This is a genomic window from Vibrio sp. SNU_ST1 (assembly GCF_030563405.1).
In the GTDB taxonomy this organism is placed as follows: Bacteria; Pseudomonadota; Gammaproteobacteria; order Enterobacterales; family Vibrionaceae; genus Vibrio.
In genome coordinates, this window is sequence record NZ_CP130748.1 from 2796311 (window position 1) to 2822979 (window position 26669).

Consider the following 26669-nt stretch of genomic DNA (forward strand, 5'->3'; position numbering starts at 1 on the left):
TGAATTAGTAAGCAGTAAATCAAATCACTCACAGAAAAAAGGTTATCGCTACAACACTCATAACTCATCATGACAAATCAATAACTAATATCGAGTAAACAAACACACCTGAGTAAAAGAAAGCCTGAAACGTCACTAAGGTAGTGTCTATTCTTCCTCCAAATCGGGATACGGGAGATGTTCTATCTATTTGATTGATCGAAGATTGTAATTTCAAACCTCCGCTATTCTAATCATTAACTGCAGGGCAACACATTGCTAATCACTTAAATACTATCCTTGGAATTGTTAGCCTTTATTAAGCCCATTAAACAAGGTGCTCAAATCCGTTTCGGAATGGCTTTAGGTTGATCTGTATGTAAGAGTCGTTAAGTAATAAAAAACGAGCTCTACCACGCTCTAAAGAGGTTTCTGACGCACAGCAAGCTCTTGTCTCCATCAAGGAATTCCAACCTAATAGGTAGTGATCTTTGCAGGCAAGCATATGAACAATGCTAGATAGCGATGCCTACATAATTTAAGTAGCTAATTATGTAGGCAGTTAAAACATATCTAAATCATCTCGATTAGAGTCGCAAGAAAGCCTAGTTATTGATAACAGAGCTTCTCTAAAAAATATCTAGATATAGTACATTGCAAGGGATTGGGATTGTAGGTAACCCCGAGTAACATTACCTAAGATACAGGTAAACCTAGTCTGTAAAGACTGGTTTTATGAGAGGAGCTGAAATGGCCCAAATTGACACGGTCCCTCAATGAGCTAAGCCCATTTTCAAAATGTAGAAAGCCTCACTATTTCTAACGAGACATTTGGGTCAGTGATGGCATTGTTGGGAAACCTTTTGCGGTACTAGCTGGGCGACAACCAAATAATGATGCCAGAAACGGCGAAAGCCTAGTCGTGAGATTAGGCTTTCTAATAAGAGGCAGAATAGTTGAAGTTTATGACTTCAGGAAAACCCTCACGGGACTCGTTCGACCAAAGAGGGGAATTACTATTATTTAGATGTAAAAAAACCCCGCTATTTCTAGCGAGGCTTCTAAATAAGTGGCGGAGTGGACGGGACTCGAACCCGCGACCCCCGGCGTGACAGGCCGGTATTCTAACCAACTGAACTACCACTCCGCAGTGTCTATTCAGCATAATGCAATTTAAGCCTGACGATGTCCTACTCTCACATGGGGAAACCCCACACTACCATCGGCGCTATTATGTTTCACTTCTGAGTTCGGCATGGAATCAGGTGGGTCCACAATGCTATGGTCGTCAAACAAATTCTGTTGTTAACTTGATTAATCAAATCAACTAAATAGTGGTGCTGATACCCAGACTCGAACTGGGGACCTCACCCTTACCAAGGGTGCGCTCTACCGGGCTGAGCTATATCAGCAATTCAAGAACCGTTTAAAACGATTTTGAAAACTTTTTGTCTTCACTTTTAAAAAGTGAAAATAAATTTGGAGCCTGGCGATGTCCTACTCTCACATGGGGAAGCCCCACACTACCATCGGCGCTATTGTGTTTCACTTCTGAGTTCGGCATGGAATCAGGTGGGTCCACAATGCTATGGTCGCCAAGCAAATTTTAAAATTCGGAAAGCTATAATTTAAAAGTATCTCTCAAACTCATTCAAGGTCTGTCTTTGAGTCCACAAAACCCCTTGGGTGTTGTATGGTTAAGCCTCACGGGCAATTAGTACAGGTTAGCTCAATGCCTCGCAGCACTTACACACCCTGCCTATCAACGTCGTAGTCTACGACAACCCTTTAGGACGCTTATAGCGTCAGGGAAAACTCATCTCAAGGCTCGCTTCCCGCTTAGATGCTTTCAGCGGTTATCGATTCCGAACTTAGCTACCGGGCAATGCCATTGGCATGACAACCCGAACACCAGAGGTTCGTCCACTCCGGTCCTCTCGTACTAGGAGCAGCCCCTTTCAATTTTCCAACGCCCACGGCAGATAGGGACCGAACTGTCTCACGACGTTCTAAACCCAGCTCGCGTACCACTTTAAATGGCGAACAGCCATACCCTTGGGACCGACTTCAGCCCCAGGATGTGATGAGCCGACATCGAGGTGCCAAACACCGCCGTCGATATGAACTCTTGGGCGGTATCAGCCTGTTATCCCCGGAGTACCTTTTATCCGTTGAGCGATGGCCCTTCCATTCAGAACCACCGGATCACTATGACCTGCTTTCGCACCTGCTCGAATTGTCATTCTCGCAGTCAAGCGGGCTTATGCCATTGCACTAACCACACGATGTCCAACCGTGTTTAGCCCACCTTCGTGCTCCTCCGTTACTCTTTGGGAGGAGACCGCCCCAGTCAAACTACCCACCAGGCACTGTCCGTAATCCCGATTCAGGGACCAACGTTAGAACATCAAAACTACAAGGGTGGTATTTCAAGGACGACTCCACCACATCTAGCGACGCGGTTTCATAGTCTCCCACCTATCCTACACATGTAGGTTCAATGTTCAGTGCCAAGCTGTAGTAAAGGTTCACGGGGTCTTTCCGTCTAGCCGCGGGTACACTGCATCTTCACAGCGATTTCAATTTCACTGAGTCTCGGGTGGAGACAGCGTGGCCATCATTACGCCATTCGTGCAGGTCGGAACTTACCCGACAAGGAATTTCGCTACCTTAGGACCGTTATAGTTACGGCCGCCGTTTACCGGGGCTTCGATCAAGAGCTTCGACCGAAGTCTAACCCCATCAATTAACCTTCCGGCACCGGGCAGGCGTCACACCGTATACGTCATCTTACGATTTTGCACAGTGCTGTGTTTTTAATAAACAGTTGCAGCCACCTGGTATCTGCGACTCTCGTCTGCTCCATCCGCAAGGGACTTCACTGATAAGAGCGTACCTTCTCCCGAAGTTACGGTACCATTTTGCCTAGTTCCTTCACCCGAGTTCTCTCAAGCGCCTTGGTATTCTCTACCCGACCACCTGTGTCGGTTTGGGGTACGATTCCTTACAATCTGAAGCTTAGAGGCTTTTCCTGGAAGCATGGCATCAATGACTTCACTACCGTAGTAGCTCGACATCGTATCTCAGCGTTAAGAAAGTCCGGATTTACCTAAACTTTCCGCCTACATACTTGAACCTGGACAACCGTCGCCAGGCCCACCTAGCCTTCTCCGTCCCCCCATCGCAATTGTAAGAAGTACGGGAATATTAACCCGTTTCCCATCGACTACGCCTTTCGGCCTCGCCTTAGGAGTCGACTTACCCTGCCCCGATTAACGTTGGACAGGAACCCTTGGTCTTCCGGCGAGGGAGTTTTTCACTCCCTTTATCGTTACTCATGTCAGCATTCGCACTTCTGATACCTCCAGCATGCCTTACAGCACACCTTCAACGGCTTACAGAACGCTCCCCTACCCCACATACCCTAAGGTACGTAGCCGCAGCTTCGGTGTATAGCTTAGCCCCGTTACATCTTCCGCGCAGGCCGACTCGACCAGTGAGCTATTACGCTTTCTTTAAATGATGGCTGCTTCTAAGCCAACATCCTGGCTGTCTGAGCCTTCCCACATCGTTTCCCACTTAGCTATACTTTGGGACCTTAGCTGGCGGTCTGGGTTGTTTCCCTCTCCACGACGGACGTTAGCACCCGCCGTGTGTCTCCCGGATAGTACTTACTGGTATTCGGAGTTTGCAAAGGGTTGGTAAGTCGGGATGACCCCCTAGCCTTAACAGTGCTCTACCCCCAGTAGTATTCGTCCGAGGCGCTACCTAAATAGCTTTCGGGGAGAACCAGCTATCTCCAGGTTTGATTGGCCTTTCACCCCTAGCCACAAGTCATCCGCTAATTTTTCAACATTAGTCGGTTCGGTCCTCCAGTTGATGTTACTCAACCTTCAACCTGCCCATGGCTAGATCACCTGGTTTCGGGTCTAATCCTAGCAACTGTACGCCCAGTTAAGACTCGGTTTCCCTACGGCTCCCCTAAACGGTTAACCTTGCTACTAAAATTAAGTCGCTGACCCATTATACAAAAGGTACGCAGTCACACCACGAAGGTGCTCCTACTGCTTGTACGTACACGGTTTCAGGTTCTATTTCACTCCCCTCACAGGGGTTCTTTTCGCCTTTCCCTCACGGTACTGGTTCACTATCGGTCAGTCAGTAGTATTTAGCCTTGGAGGATGGTCCCCCCATATTCAGACAGGATATCACGTGTCCCGCCCTACTCGTTTTCACTGATTATGAGATGTCGATTACGGGGCTATCACCCTTTATTGCGGCACTTTCCAGAGCCTTCATCTGTCTCATTAAAAGCTTAAGGGCTAATCCAATTTCGCTCGCCGCTACTTTCGGAATCTCGGTTGATTTCTCTTCCTCGGGGTACTTAGATGTTTCAGTTCCCCCGGTTTGCCTCCTGTTGCTATGTATTCACAACAGGATACGTGCTTATGCACGTGGGTTTCCCCATTCAGAAATCCCAGACTCTAAAGGTTATTACTACCTAATCTGGGCTTATCGCAAGTTATTACGTCTTTCATCGCCTCTGACTGCCAAGGCATCCACCGTGTACGCTTAGTCACTTAACCATACAACCCGAAAGGGTCTCTGTTTTACTTTCACTTTTGAAAAGTGAAAACAAACTAGTATGGCAACTAACCAAGGTTTTTGGTTGTCATCAAGAAGGGTTAATTCTTGATAACTGTTTGCCGGACTCAATTGTGAATCAAACTAAAGTTTGATTCGAATACAAGACACTTGAATGTGTTTGTTGTGTTTATACCGTTCTTATTAAATAAGAGCAGATAAACATTGAGAACTTTTAAATTTGATTGAATTACTCGTAAGTAATCAATCAGTCAGCTTTCCAAATTGTTAAAGAGCTTGATTCATAAAGAACCATTTTTAAATATTTTCAGATAAAAACACTTAAAGATGGTGGAGCTATGCGGGATCGAACCGCAGACCTCCTGCGTGCAAGGCAGGCGCTCTCCCAGCTGAGCTATAGCCCCATCTTTGTTTCTAGTCGATATTGGTGGGTCTGAGTGGACTCGAACCACCGACCTCCCGCTTATCAGGCGAGCGCTCTAACCAGCTGAGCTACAGACCCAATATCGTCTCTTTACTTTTCTAAACCTAATCAATCTGTGTGGACACTCATCGTAAGTATCTTCGTATAAGGAGGTGATCCAGCCCCAGGTTCCCCTAGGGCTACCTTGTTACGACTTCACCCCAGTCATGAACCACAAAGTGGTGAGCGTCCTCCCCGAAAGGTTAAACTACCCACTTCTTTTGCAGCCCACTCCCATGGTGTGACGGGCGGTGTGTACAAGGCCCGGGAACGTATTCACCGTGACATTCTGATTCACGATTACTAGCGATTCCGACTTCATGGAGTCGAGTTGCAGACTCCAATCCGGACTACGACGCACTTTTTGGGATTCGCTCACTATCGCTAGCTTGCTGCCCTCTGTATGCGCCATTGTAGCACGTGTGTAGCCCTACTCGTAAGGGCCATGATGACTTGACGTCGTCCCCACCTTCCTCCGGTTTATCACCGGCAGTCTCCCTGGAGTTCCCGACATTACTCGCTGGCAAACAAGGATAAGGGTTGCGCTCGTTGCGGGACTTAACCCAACATTTCACAACACGAGCTGACGACAGCCATGCAGCACCTGTCTCAGAGCTCCCGAAGGCACACCTGTGTCTCCACTGGCTTCTCTGGATGTCAAGAGTAGGTAAGGTTCTTCGCGTTGCATCGAATTAAACCACATGCTCCACCGCTTGTGCGGGCCCCCGTCAATTCATTTGAGTTTTAATCTTGCGACCGTACTCCCCAGGCGGTCTACTTAACGCGTTAGCTCCGAAAGCCACGGCTCAAGGCCACAACCTCCAAGTAGACATCGTTTACGGCGTGGACTACCAGGGTATCTAATCCTGTTTGCTCCCCACGCTTTCGCATCTGAGTGTCAGTATCTGTCCAGGGGGCCGCCTTCGCCACTGGTATTCCTTCAGATCTCTACGCATTTCACCGCTACACCTGAAATTCTACCCCCCTCTACAGTACTCTAGTTCACCAGTTTCAAATGCAGTTCCGAGGTTGAGCCCCGGGCTTTCACATCTGACTTAATGAACCACCTGCATGCGCTTTACGCCCAGTAATTCCGATTAACGCTCGCACCCTCCGTATTACCGCGGCTGCTGGCACGGAGTTAGCCGGTGCTTCTTCTGTTGCTAACGTCAAGAGATGTTGCTATTAACAACACCCCCTTCCTCACAACTGAAAGTACTTTACAACCCGAAGGCCTTCTTCATACACGCGGCATGGCTGCATCAGGCTTTCGCCCATTGTGCAATATTCCCCACTGCTGCCTCCCGTAGGAGTCTGGACCGTGTCTCAGTTCCAGTGTGGCTGATCATCCTCTCAGACCAGCTAGGGATCGTCGCCTTGGTGAGCCATTACCTCACCAACTAGCTAATCCCACCTAGGCATATCTTGACGCGAGAGGCCCGAAGGTCCCCCTCTTTGGCCCGTAGGCATTATGCGGTATTAGCCATCGTTTCCAATGGTTATCCCCCACATCAAGGCAATTTCCTAGGCATTACTCACCCGTCCGCCGCTCGACGCCCATTAACGCACCCGAAGGATTGTTAGTGTCGTTTCCGCTCGACTTGCATGTGTTAGGCCTGCCGCCAGCGTTCAATCTGAGCCATGATCAAACTCTTCAATTTAAGATTTTGTGACTCAACGAATACTGACTTCAAAACTAATATTCATTCGCTCTTTTCGAAAAAGGAACGTGAACATGTAATTCTAAAGCTATTACCATTCCAACAGAATGGTAATGAATTGACTGTGCCAAAATTAAGTAAACTTAATTTTGTATTGGTCACTCAGTTCATTGAAATCAATTTTGATTCCGAAGAATCTGTTTTATCTAACGATAAAACGTTTTGATATTCATCAACGAGTGCCCACACAGATTGATAGGTTTAAATTGTTAAAGAGCTTGTTCTCTAAAAAGAGAACGCTTTCAGTGCCTTAGCACTCAAGCAGGACGCGTATAATACGCTTTCCACTTTGAAAGTCAACATAAAACTCTAAGAAACTTAGAATTCTATGGTGACTTGTCTACTTTGTAGACAAAGTCGAAATTAAAGCCTGGCGATGTCCTACTCTCACATGGGGAAACCCCACACTACCATCGGCGCTATTGTGTTTCACTTCTGAGTTCGGCATGGAATCAGGTGGGTCCACAATGCTATGGTCGCCAAACAAATTTTGCTTTTACTTTCAGCTTTTTAAAAACTGAAGGCAAAATAATCTGGAAAACTGATTTAAAAGTCTCTCTTCAAACTCATTCAAGGTCTGGTCTTTCTATTGAGTCCACAAAACCCCTTGGGTGTTGTATGGTTAAGCCTCACGGGCAATTAGTACAGGTTAGCTCAATGCCTCACAGCACTTACACACCCTGCCTATCAACGTCGTAGTCTACGACAACCCTTTAGGACACTTATAGTGCCAGGGAAAACTCATCTCAAGGCTCGCTTCCCGCTTAGATGCTTTCAGCGGTTATCGATTCCGAACTTAGCTACCGGGCAATGCCATTGGCATGACAACCCGAACACCAGAGGTTCGTCCACTCCGGTCCTCTCGTACTAGGAGCAGCCCCTTTCAATTTTCCAACGCCCACGGCAGATAGGGACCGAACTGTCTCACGACGTTCTAAACCCAGCTCGCGTACCACTTTAAATGGCGAACAGCCATACCCTTGGGACCGACTTCAGCCCCAGGATGTGATGAGCCGACATCGAGGTGCCAAACACCGCCGTCGATATGAACTCTTGGGCGGTATCAGCCTGTTATCCCCGGAGTACCTTTTATCCGTTGAGCGATGGCCCTTCCATTCAGAACCACCGGATCACTATGACCTGCTTTCGCACCTGCTCGAATTGTCATTCTCGCAGTCAAGCGGGCTTATGCCATTGCACTAACCACACGATGTCCAACCGTGTTTAGCCCACCTTCGTGCTCCTCCGTTACTCTTTGGGAGGAGACCGCCCCAGTCAAACTACCCACCAGGCACTGTCCGTAATCCCGATTCAGGGACCAACGTTAGAACATCAAAACTACAAGGGTGGTATTTCAAGGACGACTCCACCACATCTAGCGACGCGGTTTCATAGTCTCCCACCTATCCTACACATGTAGGTTCAATGTTCAGTGCCAAGCTGTAGTAAAGGTTCACGGGGTCTTTCCGTCTAGCCGCGGGTACACTGCATCTTCACAGCGATTTCAATTTCACTGAGTCTCGGGTGGAGACAGCGTGGCCATCATTACGCCATTCGTGCAGGTCGGAACTTACCCGACAAGGAATTTCGCTACCTTAGGACCGTTATAGTTACGGCCGCCGTTTACCGGGGCTTCGATCAAGAGCTTCGACCGAAGTCTAACCCCATCAATTAACCTTCCGGCACCGGGCAGGCGTCACACCGTATACGTCATCTTACGATTTTGCACAGTGCTGTGTTTTTAATAAACAGTTGCAGCCACCTGGTATCTGCGACTCTCGTCTGCTCCATCCGCAAGGGACTTCACTGATAAGAGCGTACCTTCTCCCGAAGTTACGGTACCATTTTGCCTAGTTCCTTCACCCGAGTTCTCTCAAGCGCCTTGGTATTCTCTACCCGACCACCTGTGTCGGTTTGGGGTACGATTCCTTACAATCTGAAGCTTAGAGGCTTTTCCTGGAAGCATGGCATCAATGACTTCACTACCGTAGTAGCTCGACATCGTATCTCAGCGTTAAGAAAGTCCGGATTTACCTAAACTTTCCGCCTACGTACTTGAACCTGGACAACCGTCGCCAGGCCCACCTAGCCTTCTCCGTCCCCCCATCGCAATTGTAAGAAGTACGGGAATATTAACCCGTTTCCCATCGACTACGCCTTTCGGCCTCGCCTTAGGAGTCGACTTACCCTGCCCCGATTAACGTTGGACAGGAACCCTTGGTCTTCCGGCGAGGGAGTTTTTCACTCCCTTTATCGTTACTCATGTCAGCATTCGCACTTCTGATACCTCCAGCATGCCTTACAGCACACCTTCAACGGCTTACAGAACGCTCCCCTACCCCACATACCCTAAGGTACGTAGCCGCAGCTTCGGTGTATAGCTTAGCCCCGTTACATCTTCCGCGCAGGCCGACTCGACCAGTGAGCTATTACGCTTTCTTTAAATGATGGCTGCTTCTAAGCCAACATCCTGGCTGTCTGAGCCTTCCCACATCGTTTCCCACTTAGCTATACTTTGGGACCTTAGCTGGCGGTCTGGGTTGTTTCCCTCTCCACGACGGACGTTAGCACCCGCCGTGTGTCTCCCGGATAGTACTTACTGGTATTCGGAGTTTGCAAAGGGTTGGTAAGTCGGGATGACCCCCTAGCCTTAACAGTGCTCTACCCCCAGTAGTATTCGTCCGAGGCGCTACCTAAATAGCTTTCGGGGAGAACCAGCTATCTCCAGGTTTGATTGGCCTTTCACCCCTAGCCACAAGTCATCCGCTAATTTTTCAACATTAGTCGGTTCGGTCCTCCAGTTGATGTTACTCAACCTTCAACCTGCCCATGGCTAGATCACCTGGTTTCGGGTCTAATCCTAGCAACTGTACGCCCAGTTAAGACTCGGTTTCCCTACGGCTCCCCTAAACGGTTAACCTTGCTACTAAAATTAAGTCGCTGACCCATTATACAAAAGGTACGCAGTCACACCACGAAGGTGCTCCTACTGCTTGTACGTACACGGTTTCAGGTTCTATTTCACTCCCCTCACAGGGGTTCTTTTCGCCTTTCCCTCACGGTACTGGTTCACTATCGGTCAGTCAGTAGTATTTAGCCTTGGAGGATGGTCCCCCCATATTCAGACAGGATATCACGTGTCCCGCCCTACTCGTTTTCACTGATTATGATGTGTCGGTTACGGGGCTATCACCCTTTATTGCGAGACTTTCCAGACTCTTCACCTGCATCATTAAAAGCTTAAGGGCTAATCCAATTTCGCTCGCCGCTACTTTCGGAATCTCGGTTGATTTCTCTTCCTCGGGGTACTTAGATGTTTCAGTTCCCCCGGTTTGCCTCCTGTTGCTATGTATTCACAACAGGATACGTGCTTATGCACGTGGGTTTCCCCATTCAGAAATCCCAGACTCAAAAGGTTATTACTACCTAATCTGGGCTTATCGCAAGTTATTACGTCTTTCATCGCCTCTGACTGCCAAGGCATCCACCGTGTACGCTTAGTCACTTAACCATACAACCCGAAAGGGTCTCTGTTTTACTTTCACTTTTGAAAAGTGAAAACAAACTAGTATGGCAACTAACCAAGGTTTTTGGTTGTCATCAAGAAGGGTTAATTCTTGATAACTGTTTGCCGGACTCAATTGTGAATCAAACTAAAGTTTGATTCGAATACAAGACACTTGAATGTGTTTGTTGTGTTTATACCGTTCTTATTAACTAAGAGCAGATAAACATTGAGAACTTTTAAATTTGATTTGAATTACTCGTAAGTAATCAAATCAGTCAGCTTTCCAAATTGTTAAAGAGCATAAAGCAAAAAGCTTTAATCAATAACTTACGTTATTAATTAAAGCTCTGGCTTTAACTAAATCTAAACCATCAATCTGTGTGGACACTCATCGTGACTATCTTCGTATAAGGAGGTGATCCAGCCCCAGGTTCCCCTAGGGCTACCTTGTTACGACTTCACCCCAGTCATGAACCACAAAGTGGTGAGCGTCCTCCCCGAAAGGTTAAACTACCCACTTCTTTTGCAGCCCACTCCCATGGTGTGACGGGCGGTGTGTACAAGGCCCGGGAACGTATTCACCGTGACATTCTGATTCACGATTACTAGCGATTCCGACTTCATGGAGTCGAGTTGCAGACTCCAATCCGGACTACGACGCACTTTTTGGGATTCGCTCACTATCGCTAGCTTGCTGCCCTCTGTATGCGCCATTGTAGCACGTGTGTAGCCCTACTCGTAAGGGCCATGATGACTTGACGTCGTCCCCACCTTCCTCCGGTTTATCACCGGCAGTCTCCCTGGAGTTCCCGACATTACTCGCTGGCAAACAAGGATAAGGGTTGCGCTCGTTGCGGGACTTAACCCAACATTTCACAACACGAGCTGACGACAGCCATGCAGCACCTGTCTCAGAGCTCCCGAAGGCACACCTGTGTCTCCACTGGCTTCTCTGGATGTCAAGAGTAGGTAAGGTTCTTCGCGTTGCATCGAATTAAACCACATGCTCCACCGCTTGTGCGGGCCCCCGTCAATTCATTTGAGTTTTAATCTTGCGACCGTACTCCCCAGGCGGTCTACTTAACGCGTTAGCTCCGAAAGCCACGGCTCAAGGCCACAACCTCCAAGTAGACATCGTTTACGGCGTGGACTACCAGGGTATCTAATCCTGTTTGCTCCCCACGCTTTCGCATCTGAGTGTCAGTATCTGTCCAGGGGGCCGCCTTCGCCACTGGTATTCCTTCAGATCTCTACGCATTTCACCGCTACACCTGAAATTCTACCCCCCTCTACAGTACTCTAGTTCACCAGTTTCAAATGCAGTTCCGAGGTTGAGCCCCGGGCTTTCACATCTGACTTAATGAACCACCTGCATGCGCTTTACGCCCAGTAATTCCGATTAACGCTCGCACCCTCCGTATTACCGCGGCTGCTGGCACGGAGTTAGCCGGTGCTTCTTCTGTTGCTAACGTCAAGAGATGTTGCTATTAACAACACCCCCTTCCTCACAACTGAAAGTACTTTACAACCCGAAGGCCTTCTTCATACACGCGGCATGGCTGCATCAGGCTTTCGCCCATTGTGCAATATTCCCCACTGCTGCCTCCCGTAGGAGTCTGGACCGTGTCTCAGTTCCAGTGTGGCTGATCATCCTCTCAGACCAGCTAGGGATCGTCGCCTTGGTGAGCCATTACCTCACCAACTAGCTAATCCCACCTAGGCATATCTTGACGCGAGAGGCCCGAAGGTCCCCCTCTTTGGCCCGTAGGCATTATGCGGTATTAGCCATCGTTTCCAATGGTTATCCCCCACATCAAGGCAATTTCCTAGGCATTACTCACCCGTCCGCCGCTCGACGCCCATTAACGCACCCGAAGGATTGTTAGTGTCGTTTCCGCTCGACTTGCATGTGTTAGGCCTGCCGCCAGCGTTCAATCTGAGCCATGATCAAACTCTTCAATTTAAGATTTTGTCGGCTCAATGAATACTGACTTCAAAACTACAAAAAGTAATTCTAAAGCTATTATCCCTCTCTTCTTAAATAAATAGGAACAGAAAGATAATGAATTGACTGTGCCAAATACTTTCTTTCTACAAGAGAAAGTAGTTATTCGTATTGGTCACTCAGTTCATTGAAACCAAAGTTGATTCCGAGGAATCTGTTTTACTTCTCTTAATAAAAAGGAAAGATAAAACGTTTTGATATTCATCAACGAGTGCCCACACAGATTGATAGGTTTAAATTGTTAAAGAGCTTCACTTATTGAGCGTTCCTTTTAAGTAAGGAGCCTCTCGAAGTGGACGGCCATTCTAGCGTTTTAATTCTCAGTGTCAAACACTTATTGGGAATTAATTTCTACTTTTTAAAAGTAGAAGCGATTAATCGCTTTAAGCTAGTTGCCTTACTAACATTCTGCGCTAAAGCCTTGTGGCGTCTGCCGTGTCAGTGAGGCGGCATTATAGAGATGCCGCTCATATTGGCAAGCATTAAATACGTTTTTTATTAAAAAAAGAGGTTAAGTGAAGACATTTCAACCAAGCGCTTGTTTATACCACTTTCAATCCAAGTTTCGAACAAACTACCCACAACAGCCTGTGGATAACTACTCACCATTATCAAAAAAGTAAGATAAACGAGCCCTAGGGTTTAGATATTCTCTAACTTGCTCCGGTAACTTGCTTGGATGAACTGCATTGACAATTTTTATCTCTTTAGTAAATAGGTCAATAATCGGGGCTTGGGTTCTTGGAACGCTAGGATCATAGATCAGTACGTTCGGATAAAGCATATGTTTGGCATTAACCGAAATCACGATTCCAATTGATTCATTGGAAAGCTGCACGACAGTACCCGGCGGATAGACTCCCATGAACTTAACCAATAGACTCAAATTATCCTGACTATATAGATGTTTGCAGTTCTTATATAAGTGGGACAATGCCAAGTATGGGATCATTTGTTGAGATTGCGCTTTACCATGACAAAGATTATCGAATGCGTTAGCCACTGAAACTATTTTGGTAAGTTCATCTATCTCTTCTTCTTTTAAGCCTTCAGGATAACCAGAGCCATCATTCATTTCATGATGTTGAACGATTACTTTTTTGGCACTTTCAGGAAAGTCATCAATTCCCGAGACAATATCAGCACCATATTTCGTATGAAGTTTTAAGTAATTCTCTTCCGGTACTGTCAGCGTACTCTGCTTTCTAAGTATTGCAGCTGGTATTTTGATCTTTCCTACATCATGGAACAACGCAGCAAAAGAAAGCGCTTTCAATTGTTGAGTATTGTAGCCTTTAGCTTTACCTATCATTAACGCAACGACAGAGACATTTAATGTATGAAAGTAAATGTCTTCAAAATCAGCTTTAGCATTCATAAGATGCAAGGTAACGCTATCGTCACTTGCCAGTATTTCAACAATATCATCAACTAGACTCTTAACCTCTCCTACCGCATCTATAGGTCGGTTACGAATTTTTGTCATGACTGAACGCATTCGAGCAAGCGAGCGCTCGAATTCTTTCTCACAATGACTGACTCTACGACGGTAAGAGCTTAGGGTTTCGATACGTTCATGCTTATCTTTCCACATCCTTTCAGTTTCAAGGCTTATCCGTAGTTCTGAATCGGACTCTTGCTCTATCTCGTGATTAGAAGGTAAAGGTGCTGTATCGCTTTGACTTAGATTTATATAGACATGCTTAATCCCAAGATGCCGAATTATTTTCACTTGAGCGTCATCTTTTATTTTGAAGCTGTTGAATAAAAATGGGTGTTCATTCCATTTTAGGGGGAGTCGTATATGTAGGCCGGGCTGGATGCGATCTACAGTAATCTTTATGCTGCCCATATTTATATAATATTGATTAATAATCTATATTTATAATTCTAATAAAACCACGCGGGAATTTCACTATCCAATTTCACAGGTTCAACTTAAAGAGTCACAATGCACCATCCAACGAATACCGAACTTATCTTCCACTTTACCAAATCTAGCGCCCCAAAACGTATCTGCGAGTGGCGTCATTATTCGCCCCCCTTGTTTAAGCTTCTCAAAAATTTTCTCTTGAGTCGCGGTATCCTCTGTAACCAAGGAAAGTGCCAGATTGTTCCCTTCAAGTTCTTTAGCTTTAACGCCATCAGACATCATAAGCTTCATACCAAATGCTTCGAACTCAGCGTGCATAACCCAACTAGGTTGTGCACCCTCTATTACTTGTGGCGCATCACTAAAGAGTTGCTTCGATAAAACAACACCACCAAAGCATTTATGATAAAAATCTAACGCTTCACTACAACGACCATCAAAAAACAAGTAAGGGGTTACTGTCAGCATATGTTTCTCCTCTGTTAGTCCTTTAAACATAGACAATAGACGAGAGAATGACAGGTAACATTCTGATTTAAGATAATTAATTTACTAAGAAATCGAATTGCGAAGGGAAACTGCGATATTTGGGAGTGGCACAACAAGATCGGACTGATTGGGTCGGCATTCCTGCCGTTACTACGAAGGTAACGCTTTCTGTTCTCCAGATACAACAAAGCCCCGACTTGAGTCGAGGCTTTATCATTTAAATATGGTACCGGTAGGCGGACTTGAACCGCCACGCCCGAAGGCAACGGATTTTGAATCCGTCGTGTATACCAATTTCACCATACCGGCATTATCTTGGGGCATTGCCCTTTCGATGTCTGGCATTATACGTATGCGCACCGATGTGGCAAGTATAAAAACTTGAATTCATGTGTGTTTGCCGATAATTTCGCCACTAAGTCATAAGCTGTGCGTTATGTCTCTTTTCAGGCTAAGCCTTAAACTATATTCTGACGCCTCAATTTTTAAAGAAGTAATAACACATGACATCAACAAACACTCTGCCACCAGCAGGGGTAATGCGCCGATTCGGTGCCTTGTTCTATGACGCCCTTATCGTAATCGCCATTGAAATGATGGCGGCCGGCATCATTGTTGCTCTACTGCACGCGCTCATGGCTCTTGGTATTTTTAACCATAGCGGCTACGCCGATGTCAGTGACTTCTTAACCAACCATCCTATTTGGAGCCCGACGTATACTTTTTACTTAGTCATCGTTTGGGTGTACTTCTTTGTGTTCTTCTGGACTAGGGCTGGCCAAACGCTAGGAATGAGGGCTTGGAAACTACGCGTTCAAAACAAAGACGGCTCCGCGATCACAGTAACTCAAGCGCTAATACGCTTAGGTACTTCGGGATTTGGATTAGCAAATTTATGTGTTCCATTCGATCCTCAGAAACGTGGCTTTCACGATATCTGGGCAAAGACCGAAGTCGTTGTGTTACCAAAGGCACAATAACGCAATTAAGCGAACTTAATGCTAGATCAAAAAAGGAAGGCTTAACGCCTTCCTTTTTCATTTATAGTTTCCGCCTCAAGAGCATGATGGCAATTCCGAAGAACACCACGCTAGGGGCTATCGCACCAAAGGCAGGTGGTATTTGATAAACCAAGCTGATTGGCCCAAAGAACTCACTGGATATATAGAAAGTAAAGCCAGCAATCACACCAGAGAGAATCCTTGCTCCCATGGTCACGCTACGTAAAGGACCAAAGATAAACGATAATGCCATCAACATCATGACCGCTATCGAAATAGGTTGAGTTATTTTTCTCCACAACGCTAGCTCATAACGTGCAGCATCTTGCTCCGATGCCTTGAGATAAGAAACATAATCATACAAACCACTCAACGACAGCTCTTCCGGTTTCACCGTCACTATCGCGAGTTTGTCTGGAGCTAACGATGTTTCCCAAGAGAAAGTCGGTAAACTCTCTTTAGTGACCTGAATTTCATTCTCAAAAGAGGTGACCTCAACATCGCGCATTGTCCAAACGTTGTCTCCAACGTAATCGACTTCTTTTGAGTATATGGCCGTTTTCAGAGCCTTGTTCTCATCATAGCGCCACATGTTCAAACCATAGAGCTTATCATCGTCTATTTTAACAATGAAAATGAAGTCATTGGCATCTCGAGCCCAAACACCGCTTTGAGTAGAGATAATACTACCACCAGCAACCGAGATGGTTCTTAAGTCACGAGCCATCTTCTGCGCTTGCGGAGCTCCCCACTGCCCAAGTAATGTCACTATCACCATTAACGGAATCGCAGTCTTAAGTACCGATAAACCAATATCTAACTTAGAGAAACCCGCGGCTTGCATAACCACAAGCTCAGAACTCGCAGCAAGCATACCAAGCCCAATCAATGCACCAAGTAATGCAGCCATTGGGAAGAACATTTCGATATCACGAGGAATACTCAATAAAACGAAATACAACGCTTGTAATAGATCATATGTACCACGACCTACCTTCCGCAATTGCTCAACGTACTTGATAATTCCAGAGAGACCGACAAACGTTACCAATACCAGTGAGGTGGTCGCGATGATGGTTCTGCCTATATATAAATCGAGAATCTTAAACACGGCTTAAGCCAACCTCTTATTCTTGAATTTTTCTTTCAAACGCCTAACAGGCACACTATCCATAAAGTTGGCACCAATCGCGACAAACAATAATAATGCATTGATTGGCCACATGCCTATTGCAGCAGGAATGTCCCCTTCTTCAATTGAAGATTTGGTTGCACTGATTGCTAAGAAGTAAGTCAGATAAATCAGGATTGCCGGACCTATTTTTGCAAAACGACCTTGTCGTGGATTAACTGCTGACAGCGGTACAACGAGCATAGTCAACAATGGGATACACAACACCAGTGACATGCGCCACTGCAATTCAGCCTTGGCACGATTATCTTGATTTCCAATAAGATCAATAGTTGGAATCGCTTCCCACTCTCGACCTTTCTTCTCTACTTCACGCTGACCAATTAAGCCTTCATACTCTTCAAAGTGCGTAACTCTATAATCAAGGCGAGAAGGCACTCCTTCATGACGAGTACCATCGTACATCACAATAACTTGGCGGCCATCGCTCAATTCTTTTACGTCTCCCGACTTGGAAAACATCACACTAGGAAGCACTGAGTCACGAGGTCGCATTTGAGAAACGAACACATTGTCTAATTGATTACCATCGATACCCTCGATAAACACAACAGAAGAACCATCGGGAGTCCTTGCAAATTTGCCTTTGGGTAGTAAATCGACGCTGTTCTCTGCAGCCACTTCCTCATACATTTGTTCTACTTTATCTTGTGACCATGGAGACAGCCAAAAGGAGTTAAAAGCAGCGACAGTTGCGGTAATTAACGCCAGATAAAGTGCTGATTGGATAAGGAATTTATTGCCAATACCCGTAGCATTCATCACCACAATCTCACTTTCGGCATAAAGGCGACCAAAAGTCAGCAAAATGCCAATATAGATACTAAGTGGAAGCATCAAGAGCCCCATCGCTGGCATATTTAGCCCCACGATCGATAATACAAGGCTTGCTGGAATATCACCATCAGAGGCGTCGGCTAAAACACTGATGAACTTTTGGCTGAGAAACACGAGAAAGAGAACAAAAAATATCGCAAATTGGCTCTTGATTGTCTCTCGGATCAAATATCTAACAATAATCACGCTCAAATTACCTATACAAAACTTGTTTTTTTGATTGAATCACTATAATTTCCCGTTGAACCTTTTATTTTTTAAATTTTTAGCTAAGTGTTAACGTTCTTCTTTAAGGTCAGTTCCATTATAGGATCCAACAAGTAAGAACCCATTATCCAACATTTAGTTCGATTTGTCTTCAGGATGTAGGAGTACGCATGGAGTTCAGTGTAAAAAGTGGCAGCCCAGAGAAACAGCGCAGCGCATGTATCGTTGTCGGTGTATTCGAACCGCGCCGCCTTTCTCCAGTAGCCGAGCAATTAGATAAGATTAGCGATGGCTATATTAGTTCACTGCTTCGTCGCGGTGATCTAGAGGGTAAACCTGGCCAGATGCTACTACTGCATCAAGTACCCGGTGTACTTTCAGAACGTGTTCTACTTGTAGGGTGTGGTAAAGAGCGTGAGCTAGGCGAGCGTCAATATAAAGAAATTATCCAAAAAACCATCAGCACGCTAAACGAAACGGGTTCTATGGAAGCAGTATGTTTCCTGACTGAACTGCACGTTAAAGGTCGTGATACTTACTGGAAAGTTCGCCAAGCAGTAGAAGCGACTAAAGATGGCCTTTACACTTTTGACCAATTCAAGAGTAATAAACCAGAGACTCGTCGCCCACTACGTAAATTAGTATTCAACGTACCAACTCGTCGTGAATTGAGCCTTGGTGAGAAAGCAATCTCTCACGGTCTTGCGATTGCTTCAGGTGTGAAAGCGTCTAAAGATCTAGGCAACATGCCACCTAACATCGCAAATCCTGCTTACCTTGCTTCTCAAGCTCGTCGCTTGGCCGATGATTACGAGACAGTGAAAACTAAGATCATTGGCGAAGAAGAGATGGAAAAGCTGGGTATGACTTCATACTTAGCGGTAGGCCGTGGTTCTAAGAACGAATCTATGATGTCTATCATGGAATATAAAGGTGCTGCTGACCCAGATGCAAAACCGATTGTTCTAGTCGGTAAAGGTCTTACTTTCGATTCAGGCGGTATTTCGCTTAAGCCTGGTGAAGGTATGGATGAGATGAAGTACGACATGTGTGGTGCGGCTTCTGTATTCGGTACAATGAAGGCACTAGCTAAACTGAACCTACCGATTAATGTAGTTGGTATCCTAGCAGGTTGTGAAAACATGCCAGGCAGCAATGCTTACCGCCCAGGTGATATCCTAACGACCATGTCAGGCCAAACAGTTGAAGTGTTAAACACGGATGCTGAAGGTCGCTTGGTTCTATGTGATGCGCTTACTTACGTTGAACGCTTTGAACCAGACTGTGTTGTCGATGTAGCAACACTCACTGGCGCGTGTGTGATGGCGTTAGGTCACCACATCAGTGCTGTACTGTCTAATCACAACCCACTATCTCACGAGTTAGTGAATGCTTCTGAGCAAGCAAGTGACAGAGCATGGCGCATGCCAATGGCCGATGAATACCATGAGCAACTAACGAGTCCATTTGCAGATATGGCAAATATCGGTGGCCGACCTGCTGGTACAATCACAGCAGCATGTTTCTTATCTAAATTTGCTAAAAAGTACCACTGGGCACACATTGACAGTGCCGGCACAGCTTGGAAGTCAGGCGCATCGAAAGGCTCGACAGGTCGTCCTGTCTCAATGCTTGTCCAATTCTTATTGAACCGCAGCGGCCATGAGACTGAAGAGCAATCTTCAAAATAATAGAAAGGGCCTACGGGCCCTTTTTTAATAAGCGTTATTTGCTAGCTCCTGTTGACCAAGTATGATTGGTTTCCACGATTCCAAGTTCGAGTATTCAGTATGCAGACTGCAACATTTTACATTGTGTCTTCAGACAGCCCACAAGCCGGCGAAGAGGGTTTTGCTCACTACGTGTTGTTTCTTGCTCAGCATTTTGCAAAACAAGGCGCTAAACTTTATCTCAACTGTAACGATAAAGTTCATGCTGAGCGTATCGCTGAAGTTTTTTGGCAGGTAGAGCCTACTGAATTTATCGCGCACAACTTGGTTGGCGAAGGTCCAAAATATTCAACGAATATTGAGATAGGCCATCAAGGAGTCAAACCTAATTGGAACCGCCAATTGGTAATAAATCTGGCCGATAATCATACAACCTTTGCGAACGCCTTTGCTCAGGTGATAGACTTCGTTCCTTGCGAAGAAAAAGCTAAGCAACTCGCTCGAGAAAGGTATAAAATTTACCGTCAGGCTGGATATCAGCTACAAACTATCGAGATTCAACATCCATAGTCAAACCTCATAGTTAAAGCTATCTTTGAATTTAGATTCAAGAAGCTTCACTTATGAAGTTTGACCACGATTAACCATTCACAGTATCCGTTATAAGAGCACTATGGAAAAGACATACAACCCAACATCAATCGAACAAGCTCTGTATAAGACTTGGGAAGAGAAAGGCTACTTTAAGCCACACGGTGACACATCAAAAGAAGCTTACAGCATCATGATCCCGCCACCGAACGTCACTGGTAGCCTACACATGGGTCACGCGTTCCAAGATACGATCATGGATACGCTTATCCGTGCTCAACGTATGAAAGGCAAAAACACGCTTTGGCAAGTGGGTACTGACCACGCTGGTATCGCAACTCAAATGGTTGTTGAGCGTAAGATCGCTGCTGAAGAAGGCAAAACAAAACACGACTACGGCCGTGAAGCTTTCATCGACAAGATCTGGGAATGGAAAGGCGAATCAGGTGGCACGATCACTCAACAACTTCGTCGTCTTGGTGCATCTGTAGACTGGGATCGTGAGCGATTCACTATGGATGATGGCCTATCGGCTGCGACTCAAGAAGTGTTTGTTCGTCTATACGAAGAAGACCTAATCTACCGTGGTAAGCGTCTAGTAAACTGGGATCCTAAACTGCACACTGCAATTTCTGATCTTGAAGTTGAAAACAAAGACAAAAAAGGTTTCATGTGGCACTTCCGCTACCCGCTAGCGAATGGTGTTAAAACCGCTGATGGCAAAGACTACATTGTCGTTGCGACTACGCGTCCTGAAACCATGCTTGGTGATACAGGCGTTGCGGTTAACCCTGAAGATCCTCGCTACAAAGATCTTATCGGTAAAGAAATCCTGCTTCCTATCGTAAATCGTCTTATCCCTATCGTAGGTGATGAGCACGCTGACATGGATAAAGGCACAGGCTGTGTGAAAATTACGCCAGCTCATGACTTTAACGATTACGAAGTGGGCAAGCGCCATAGCCTACCAATGATCAACATCCTAACGTTCAACGGTGATATCCGTGATGCGGCAGAAATCTTCACAACTAACGGTGAAGAAAGCGATGTGTACTCAACAGAGCTTCCAGCAAAATACCAAGGTATGGAGCGTTTTGCAGCTCGTCGTGCAACGGTTGCTGAGTTTGAAGAGCTAGGCTTACTTGAAGAAATCAAAGATCACGACCTAACTGTTCCTTACGGTGACCGTGGTGGCGTGGTTATCGAACCAATGCTAACGGACCAATGGTACGTACGTACAGCGCCTCTTGCTGCTCCTGCTGTTAAAGCCGTTGAAGATGGTGAGATCCAATTCGTGCCTAAGCAGTACGAAAACATGTACTTCGCGTGGATGCGTGACGTGCAAGACTGGTGTATCTCTCGTCAACTTTGGTGGGGTCACCGTATCCCAGCCTGGTACGACAATGATGGTAAAGTTTACGTAGGTCGCACTGAAGAAGAAGTTCGTGAAAAGAACAACCTTTCACCGGTAATTGTTCTTAAGCAAGACAACGACGTTCTTGATACATGGTTCTCTTCTGCACTTTGGACGTTCGGCACACAAGGCTGGCCTGAAGATACTGAAGCAATGAAAACATTCCACCCATCAGAAGTACTAGTATCTGGTTTTGATATTATCTTCTTCTGGGTTGCTCGTATGATCATGATGACTATGCACTTCGTGAAAGACGAAGATGGCAAGGCTCAAGTACCTTTCAAAACAGTTTACATGACGGGCCTTATCCGTGATGAAAACGGCGACAAGATGTCTAAGTCGAAAGGTAACGTACTTGACCCTATCGATATGATTGACGGCATCGGCCTTGAAGAGCTAGTAGAGAAGCGTTGCGGCAACATGATGCAACCGAAACTGGCTGCTAAGATCGAAAAAGCTACACGTAAAACTTTCGAAGATGGTATCGAACCATACGGTACTGATGCACTGCGTTTCACTCTTGCTGCTATGGCTTCAACTGGCCGTGACATCAACTGGGACATGAAGCGTCTTGAAGGTTACCGTAACTTCTGTAACAAGCTATGGAACGCAAGCCGTTACGTACTGATGAACACAGAAGAGCACGATTGTGGCATGTCACTATCTGTTGAAGACCGTGCAAACATGGAATTCTCTCTAGCGGATAAGTGGATTGAATCTCAGTTTGAAGTTGCAGCGAAAGAGTTTAATGCTCACCTAGACAACTACCGTCTAGACATGGCAGCAAACACGCTTTACGAATTCATCTGGAACCAATTCTGTGACTGGTACCTAGAGCTAACTAAACCTGTTCTTTGGAAAGGTACTGAAGCTCAACAACAAGCGACTCGTTACACGCTTATTACGGTTCTTGAGAAGACTCTGCGTCTTGCACACCCTGTTCTTCCTTACATCACTGAATCTATCTGGCAAAGCGTTAAGCCGCTAGTAGACGGCGTTGAAGGCGAGACCATTATGACTCAAGCGCTTCCTCAGTTTAATGAAGCTAACTTCAATGCTGAGATCGTTGACGACATCGAGTGGGTTAAAACTTTCATTACCGCTATCCGTAACCTACGTGCGGAATACGACATTGCACCAAGCCAAGGCTTAGAAGTAATGATCAAAGTCGCTGATGAGAAAGATGCCGCTCGTATCGAAGCAAACAAGATCGTTCTGACCTCTCTAGCTAAGCTAGACGATATTAAAGTTCTAGCAGACGGCGAAGCAACTCCAGCTTGTGCAACTAAGTTAGTTGGCAAATCTGAGCTGATGATCCCAATGGCGGGTCTTATCGACAAAGATGCTGAGCTTGCTCGTCTAGATAAAGAAGTAGCGAAGACTCACGGTGAGATTAAGCGTATCGAAGGTAAGCTAGGTAACGAAGGTTTCGTTGCTAAAGCGCCAGAAGCGGTTATCGCGAAAGAGCGTGAAAAGCTTGAAGGCTACCAAGAGACTCTTGTGAAGCTTGAAGAGCAAAAAGCAACAATTGCTGCATTGTAATTGGTAAATTAACCTACCAATTCAAGCATATAAAAAAGGGCAGATTATTCTGCCCTTTTTTGATCTTGTTAGTTATTACTATTGAACACTTTTCAGTAAATCAATACGCTCTGTTAACTCAGGATGAGTCCTTAACCAAGCTGGCAACTCAGTCATATGGTCAGAGCTTCCTTGCAACAATTCAAACATCTCACTCATTGGCTTGTTGGTACCATGTATCAACCACATCGAGTCCTCAGCATACCTATCAGCTTCGCGTTCCGCTTGCTGTGACTGACCATTGTTAGCAACAAATACACCAATTCCCGCTAAGTTATCAATCACTCCGGAACTCTCTCCGGTCAACAATGCGACAGAGAGCGAGAGCAAGCTCGAACGCACAATGCTTTTCATGACATGCTGATGCTCTAAATGCCCCAATTCATGAAACAAAATACCATCCAATTGCTGCTGGGTTTCCATGAGCTTTACCAAGTCATCGAGCACAATAATGGTGTTATGGCTTAACGCAAAAGCATTTACTCCTAAATCGGAAGAGCGAAATAGTAAACGAACCTTTCCATCAATACCAAGCTCTCTTAAATGTCCTTCAAATCGCTGCCGAATTTTGCCCTGACGAGACAAAGCTAATTCAGACGGCTCAAATAATTGCTTGTCCAGAGAAACTAAAACTCGCTCTTCTACCATTTTTGAGACCGGTTCAGGAAGATAAGCGACAACACGCTCAGTCATCCACGGAATACCATGAGTAAATGTTCCAACCGTCAAGGAAAGTATGACTACGCTGCAGATTACGAGCGCTAGTGCGTTCTTTTCTAACTTTCCGACCCAATCATACTGGTTATGCTGCTTTAAAAATGTCGTTAGTTCATCACAAGGTTGAGCGACAAAAAGCCAACCATCAGGAAAAGTAATTTTACTTGGCGTTGAACCAACACCAACACTGACCTCGACCCTCTCAAGCCCTGCAGGTATACGTTGCTCTCCGACATAAAGCACCAACATACCATCCAATGAAGTATCAAGCTTTGCCTCACAGCGTTCAGAGCTGCGAGGCGGGTGAGCCAATCCCAATAACATTAGCCAATACCGAGATCGACATCAAAAGCTTGCGCTACTTCATCAGCAACAGCTGACTTCACATTAGAGTCTTGATCGCTAGCAACTAATAACTCTATGTCACCGTAAACAAAGGTATTATTAGCAAGATAGTTCGTCGTTCTTACCATAACCCAAGGTCGAGCAAGACCAATAGTCACAACTTGAAGTAAGAAATTAGTTACTACTAAGCTCACATAACCTTTAACGGTCAACGTCGATGCAAAGCTAAATTCAGACGCAGCCTCTGAGCCTTTTCCTTCTAGAACCAATCGAGAGAATGTGTAGTTGCGCACTTTTACTTTAAGGTACGCACCAATCGCAAGACCGATAGCAATAAAGACCAAGTAGTACCCGATCATAAAGGTAGCAATATCGCTATGACTCATGATCTCAGTAAATGATTCAAGGTTACTAACTAGGTTTACGCCAACAATAGCAACAAAGCTCACCAAAACCAGAGCCATCAGCGCCAACCAAATCAGTGTCGCGATAATATAGGTTTTAAAGTAAAACGCATTTTTGTAACCCGCTTTAAACTGGCGTTCGCCATAGCGATAACCATTAGAGAAGTAGTTTGCAATGCCAACCAACGACCACGCTTGTAGGTATACATAAGCAGGTAATAACACCAACGTTGCTAGCACGCCTGCCACTATATTCAGCTTCATTGCAAACACAACCACACCAATTGCTACAACAAATCCTAGAGTCGCTAAAGTACCGCGCCCTAGAATCGCCCAATATGCGCCTGCAATTGTTCCATTAAATGAAAAATGTACATTACGAAAGCTGGTCATCGCCGAATCAAAGCGAGCATTGCTACGAGACAATAAAGGCAACAGTAGTACAAACGCGACTATTAGCCCTAAAGACAACAAAGGTGAAACTTGTTCAGAAACAAACCAAATCACTACACAAACGACCGCAATAATGCGCCCTTTTAGGATCTGCATTGGTTGCCCATGATATTCAAAGCTATCACCTGCGATCGACGTATGGCCGTAGAAATATCGCTTATTACGTACTTTTGCCCACGCCGAATAAATACCGAACGTGATCACTGATAATAGAATGTTAACAATCCATATTCCAAAGTACTCTTTCCCTTTCCCACTAAAGAGAACCTTAGTTTCCAACTCTTTGTTTTCCATTTTAACTCCATCTGACGTTTATCATTAAACCATGCGCATCTTAGTGCTCATTGAGAGAATGCACGCTATAGAAACACGCCAAGTTAATCAATAATTTGAGTGGATAAATCAAAGGGAGTTATCATAAACTTTACAAATAATAACAAAGGGTTGAATAACTCTTACTAAGGTATTTGTCACCATACAAATACACTTAACTAGGGGTAATATTATCTCTAGAATTCTTTGATAGCTTTTGCCTATCAAAACAATCTGAACTACCCATTATATTTAATGATAATAATTCTCAATAATAGTTCTATCGAAACAACACAACGACTGAGTAATTATCATGAAAAAGACACTAACCTTTGCTGCATTACATTTTACTATCGCATTTAGTGTCGCTTACGTACTAACAGGCGACATCTTAATTGGTAGCTTAATCGCTATGATTGAGCCTTCTGTGAATACCGTCGCCTTCTATTTTCATGAAAAGGCGTGGACTCAAGTTCCAGCGCTTAAAGCTCGTCTGTGGATGACAAAGTTAAAAACAGCAAGCTTCGCTACTATCCACTTTAGTGTTGCCTTTACCGTTGTCTACTTATTAACTGGCGATGCCTTTGTTGGTGGTGTGATGGCAACGTTAGAACCCGCTTTGAATACCGTGTCTTACTACTTCCATGAGAAAATTTGGCTACGGAAAGCAGAAAGCCAAACAACACAACCACAGTTTTGTTTGCACCAACATGCTTAATCACAATATATTGGGTCACTGATGAGTAACCCATTTTATAGGCAGAACATGGAACAGATTGCTAACATCACCATTCGCTCAATTGAATTAGAAGATAATCCAAGCATTGCTAACGTAATTCGCCAAGTCTCTTATGAGAACGGGCTAACTGAAGATAAAGGTTATGGTGTGGCTGATCCCACCTTAGAAGACATGTTCAGCGTTTATAACAATGAAAGGTCTCAGTATTGGGTAATTGAACTTGATGGAAAGGTTGTCGGTGGTGGTGGATTTGCACCATTACCAGGTATGCCAGAAGTCTGTGAACTGCAAAAGATGTACTTCTTACCAGAAACCAGAGGTAAAGGCTTAGCGAAGAAGTTGGTTAATATGTCGATGGAGAAAGCTAAGAAACTGGGTTATCAACATATGTATCTAGAAACAACTGAATGTCTAAATGCCGCCGTTAAACTTTACGAAAAGTTGGGCTTTGAACACCTTGATTCAGCTTGGGGAGAAACAGGCCATGACGCTTGTGAGGTTGTCATGGCCAAAACGCTATAATGTGTTTTTGAAATAGGGTTAGCGTCGGCAGTTTATTAGAT

The 26669-nt window shown here is 45.3% G+C and carries 12 protein-coding genes, 5 tRNA genes and 7 rRNA genes; 6 read left to right on the forward strand and 18 right to left on the reverse strand.

Annotated elements, in window-relative coordinates; all coding sequences use genetic code 11:
- Positions 1 to 1049: 1049 nt before the first annotated feature.
- The 14 genes from Q5H80_RS12300 to Q5H80_RS12365 form a co-directional block, all read right to left on the reverse strand.
- Positions 1050 to 1126: transfer RNA gene (locus Q5H80_RS12300), tRNA-Asp, on the reverse strand.
- A 30-nt stretch (positions 1127 to 1156) separates the two neighbouring features.
- Positions 1157 to 1272: ribosomal RNA gene (gene rrf / locus Q5H80_RS12305) — 5S ribosomal RNA — on the reverse strand.
- A 42-nt stretch (positions 1273 to 1314) separates the two neighbouring features.
- Positions 1315 to 1391 (reverse strand) — tRNA-Thr (locus Q5H80_RS12310).
- A gap of 72 nt (positions 1392 to 1463) precedes the next feature.
- Positions 1464 to 1579 (reverse strand): 5S ribosomal RNA (gene rrf / locus Q5H80_RS12315).
- Positions 1580 to 1672: 93 nt separating this feature from the next.
- Positions 1673 to 4565: ribosomal RNA gene (locus tag Q5H80_RS12320) — 23S ribosomal RNA — on the reverse strand.
- Positions 4566 to 4912: 347 nt separating this feature from the next.
- Positions 4913 to 4988, reverse strand: a tRNA-Ala gene (locus tag Q5H80_RS12325).
- Positions 4989 to 5009: 21 nt separating this feature from the next.
- Positions 5010 to 5086, reverse strand: a tRNA-Ile gene (locus Q5H80_RS12330).
- 67 nt (positions 5087 to 5153) lie between these two features.
- Positions 5154 to 6708 (reverse strand): 16S ribosomal RNA (locus Q5H80_RS12335).
- Between the two features lie 428 nt (positions 6709 to 7136).
- A 5S ribosomal RNA gene (gene rrf / locus Q5H80_RS12340) occupies positions 7137 to 7252 on the reverse strand.
- Positions 7253 to 7386: 134 nt separating this feature from the next.
- Positions 7387 to 10279: ribosomal RNA gene (locus tag Q5H80_RS12345) — 23S ribosomal RNA — on the reverse strand.
- Positions 10280 to 10684: 405 nt separating this feature from the next.
- Positions 10685 to 12239 (reverse strand): 16S ribosomal RNA (locus tag Q5H80_RS12350).
- Together the 16S, 23S and 5S rRNA genes with 4 tRNA genes alongside form the textbook arrangement of a ribosomal RNA operon.
- Positions 12240 to 12879: 640 nt before the next feature.
- Positions 12880 to 14133, reverse strand: coding sequence for an HD-GYP domain-containing protein (locus tag Q5H80_RS12355; RefSeq protein ID WP_304564915.1), 1254 nt, complete (start codon positions 14131 to 14133; stop codon positions 12880 to 12882).
- Positions 14134 to 14214: 81 nt separating this feature from the next.
- On the reverse strand, positions 14215 to 14622 hold the full coding sequence (locus tag Q5H80_RS12360) for a VOC family protein (protein ID WP_029223884.1): 408 nt from the start codon (positions 14620 to 14622) through the stop codon (positions 14215 to 14217).
- A 245-nt stretch (positions 14623 to 14867) separates the two neighbouring features.
- Positions 14868 to 14952: transfer RNA gene (locus Q5H80_RS12365), tRNA-Leu, on the reverse strand.
- 194 nt (positions 14953 to 15146) lie between these two features.
- Between Q5H80_RS12365 and Q5H80_RS12370 the strand changes: the two genes are divergently transcribed.
- Complete coding sequence (locus Q5H80_RS12370) at positions 15147 to 15623, forward strand: RDD family protein (protein WP_304564916.1); 477 nt, start codon at positions 15147 to 15149, stop codon at positions 15621 to 15623.
- A gap of 61 nt (positions 15624 to 15684) precedes the next feature.
- On the opposite strand, the gene lptG is transcribed toward Q5H80_RS12370, so the two are convergent.
- A complete protein-coding gene (lptG, locus tag Q5H80_RS12375) occupies positions 15685 to 16755 on the reverse strand; it encodes an LPS export ABC transporter permease LptG (RefSeq protein WP_012604850.1) in 1071 nt (356 codons plus the stop codon).
- A gap of 3 nt (positions 16756 to 16758) precedes the next feature.
- On the reverse strand, positions 16759 to 17859 hold the full coding sequence (gene lptF, locus Q5H80_RS12380; protein WP_009847716.1) for an LPS export ABC transporter permease LptF: 1101 nt from the start codon (positions 17857 to 17859) through the stop codon (positions 16759 to 16761).
- A gap of 191 nt (positions 17860 to 18050) precedes the next feature.
- Between lptF and pepA the strand changes: the two genes are divergently transcribed.
- The 3 genes from pepA to Q5H80_RS12395 all read left to right on the forward strand — a co-directional run bounded on the left by pepA (position 18051) and on the right by Q5H80_RS12395 (position 23097).
- Positions 18051 to 19571 (forward strand): leucyl aminopeptidase, encoded by a 1521-nt coding sequence (gene pepA / locus Q5H80_RS12385; RefSeq protein WP_304564917.1) that lies wholly within the window; start codon positions 18051 to 18053, stop codon positions 19569 to 19571.
- Between the two features lie 99 nt (positions 19572 to 19670).
- Positions 19671 to 20120 (forward strand): DNA polymerase III subunit chi, encoded by a 450-nt coding sequence (locus Q5H80_RS12390; protein WP_009847719.1) that lies wholly within the window; start codon positions 19671 to 19673, stop codon positions 20118 to 20120.
- Between the two features lie 103 nt (positions 20121 to 20223).
- Complete coding sequence (locus Q5H80_RS12395) at positions 20224 to 23097, forward strand: valine--tRNA ligase (RefSeq protein ID WP_004735333.1); 2874 nt, start codon at positions 20224 to 20226, stop codon at positions 23095 to 23097.
- Positions 23098 to 23175: 78 nt separating this feature from the next.
- On the opposite strand, the gene Q5H80_RS12400 is transcribed toward Q5H80_RS12395, so the two are convergent.
- Positions 23176 to 24177, reverse strand: a complete 1002-nt coding sequence (locus Q5H80_RS12400; RefSeq protein ID WP_304564918.1) for a M48 family metallopeptidase — start codon at positions 24175 to 24177, stop codon at positions 23176 to 23178.
- Complete coding sequence (locus Q5H80_RS12405) at positions 24177 to 25349, reverse strand: YjgN family protein (RefSeq protein WP_304564919.1); 1173 nt, start codon at positions 25347 to 25349, stop codon at positions 24177 to 24179. Before Q5H80_RS12405 ends, Q5H80_RS12400 begins: the two co-directional genes overlap by 1 nt.
- Before the next feature lie 331 nt (positions 25350 to 25680).
- Between Q5H80_RS12405 and Q5H80_RS12410 the strand changes: the two genes are divergently transcribed.
- Positions 25681 to 26085 carry a DUF2061 domain-containing protein gene (locus Q5H80_RS12410; protein ID WP_304564920.1) on the forward strand — a complete coding sequence of 135 codons (405 nt, stop codon included), beginning with the start codon at positions 25681 to 25683 and terminating at the stop codon, positions 26083 to 26085.
- 48 nt (positions 26086 to 26133) lie between these two features.
- On the forward strand, positions 26134 to 26628 hold the full coding sequence (locus tag Q5H80_RS12415) for a GNAT family N-acetyltransferase (protein ID WP_304564921.1): 495 nt from the start codon (positions 26134 to 26136) through the stop codon (positions 26626 to 26628).
- Positions 26629 to 26669 lie beyond the last annotated feature (41 nt).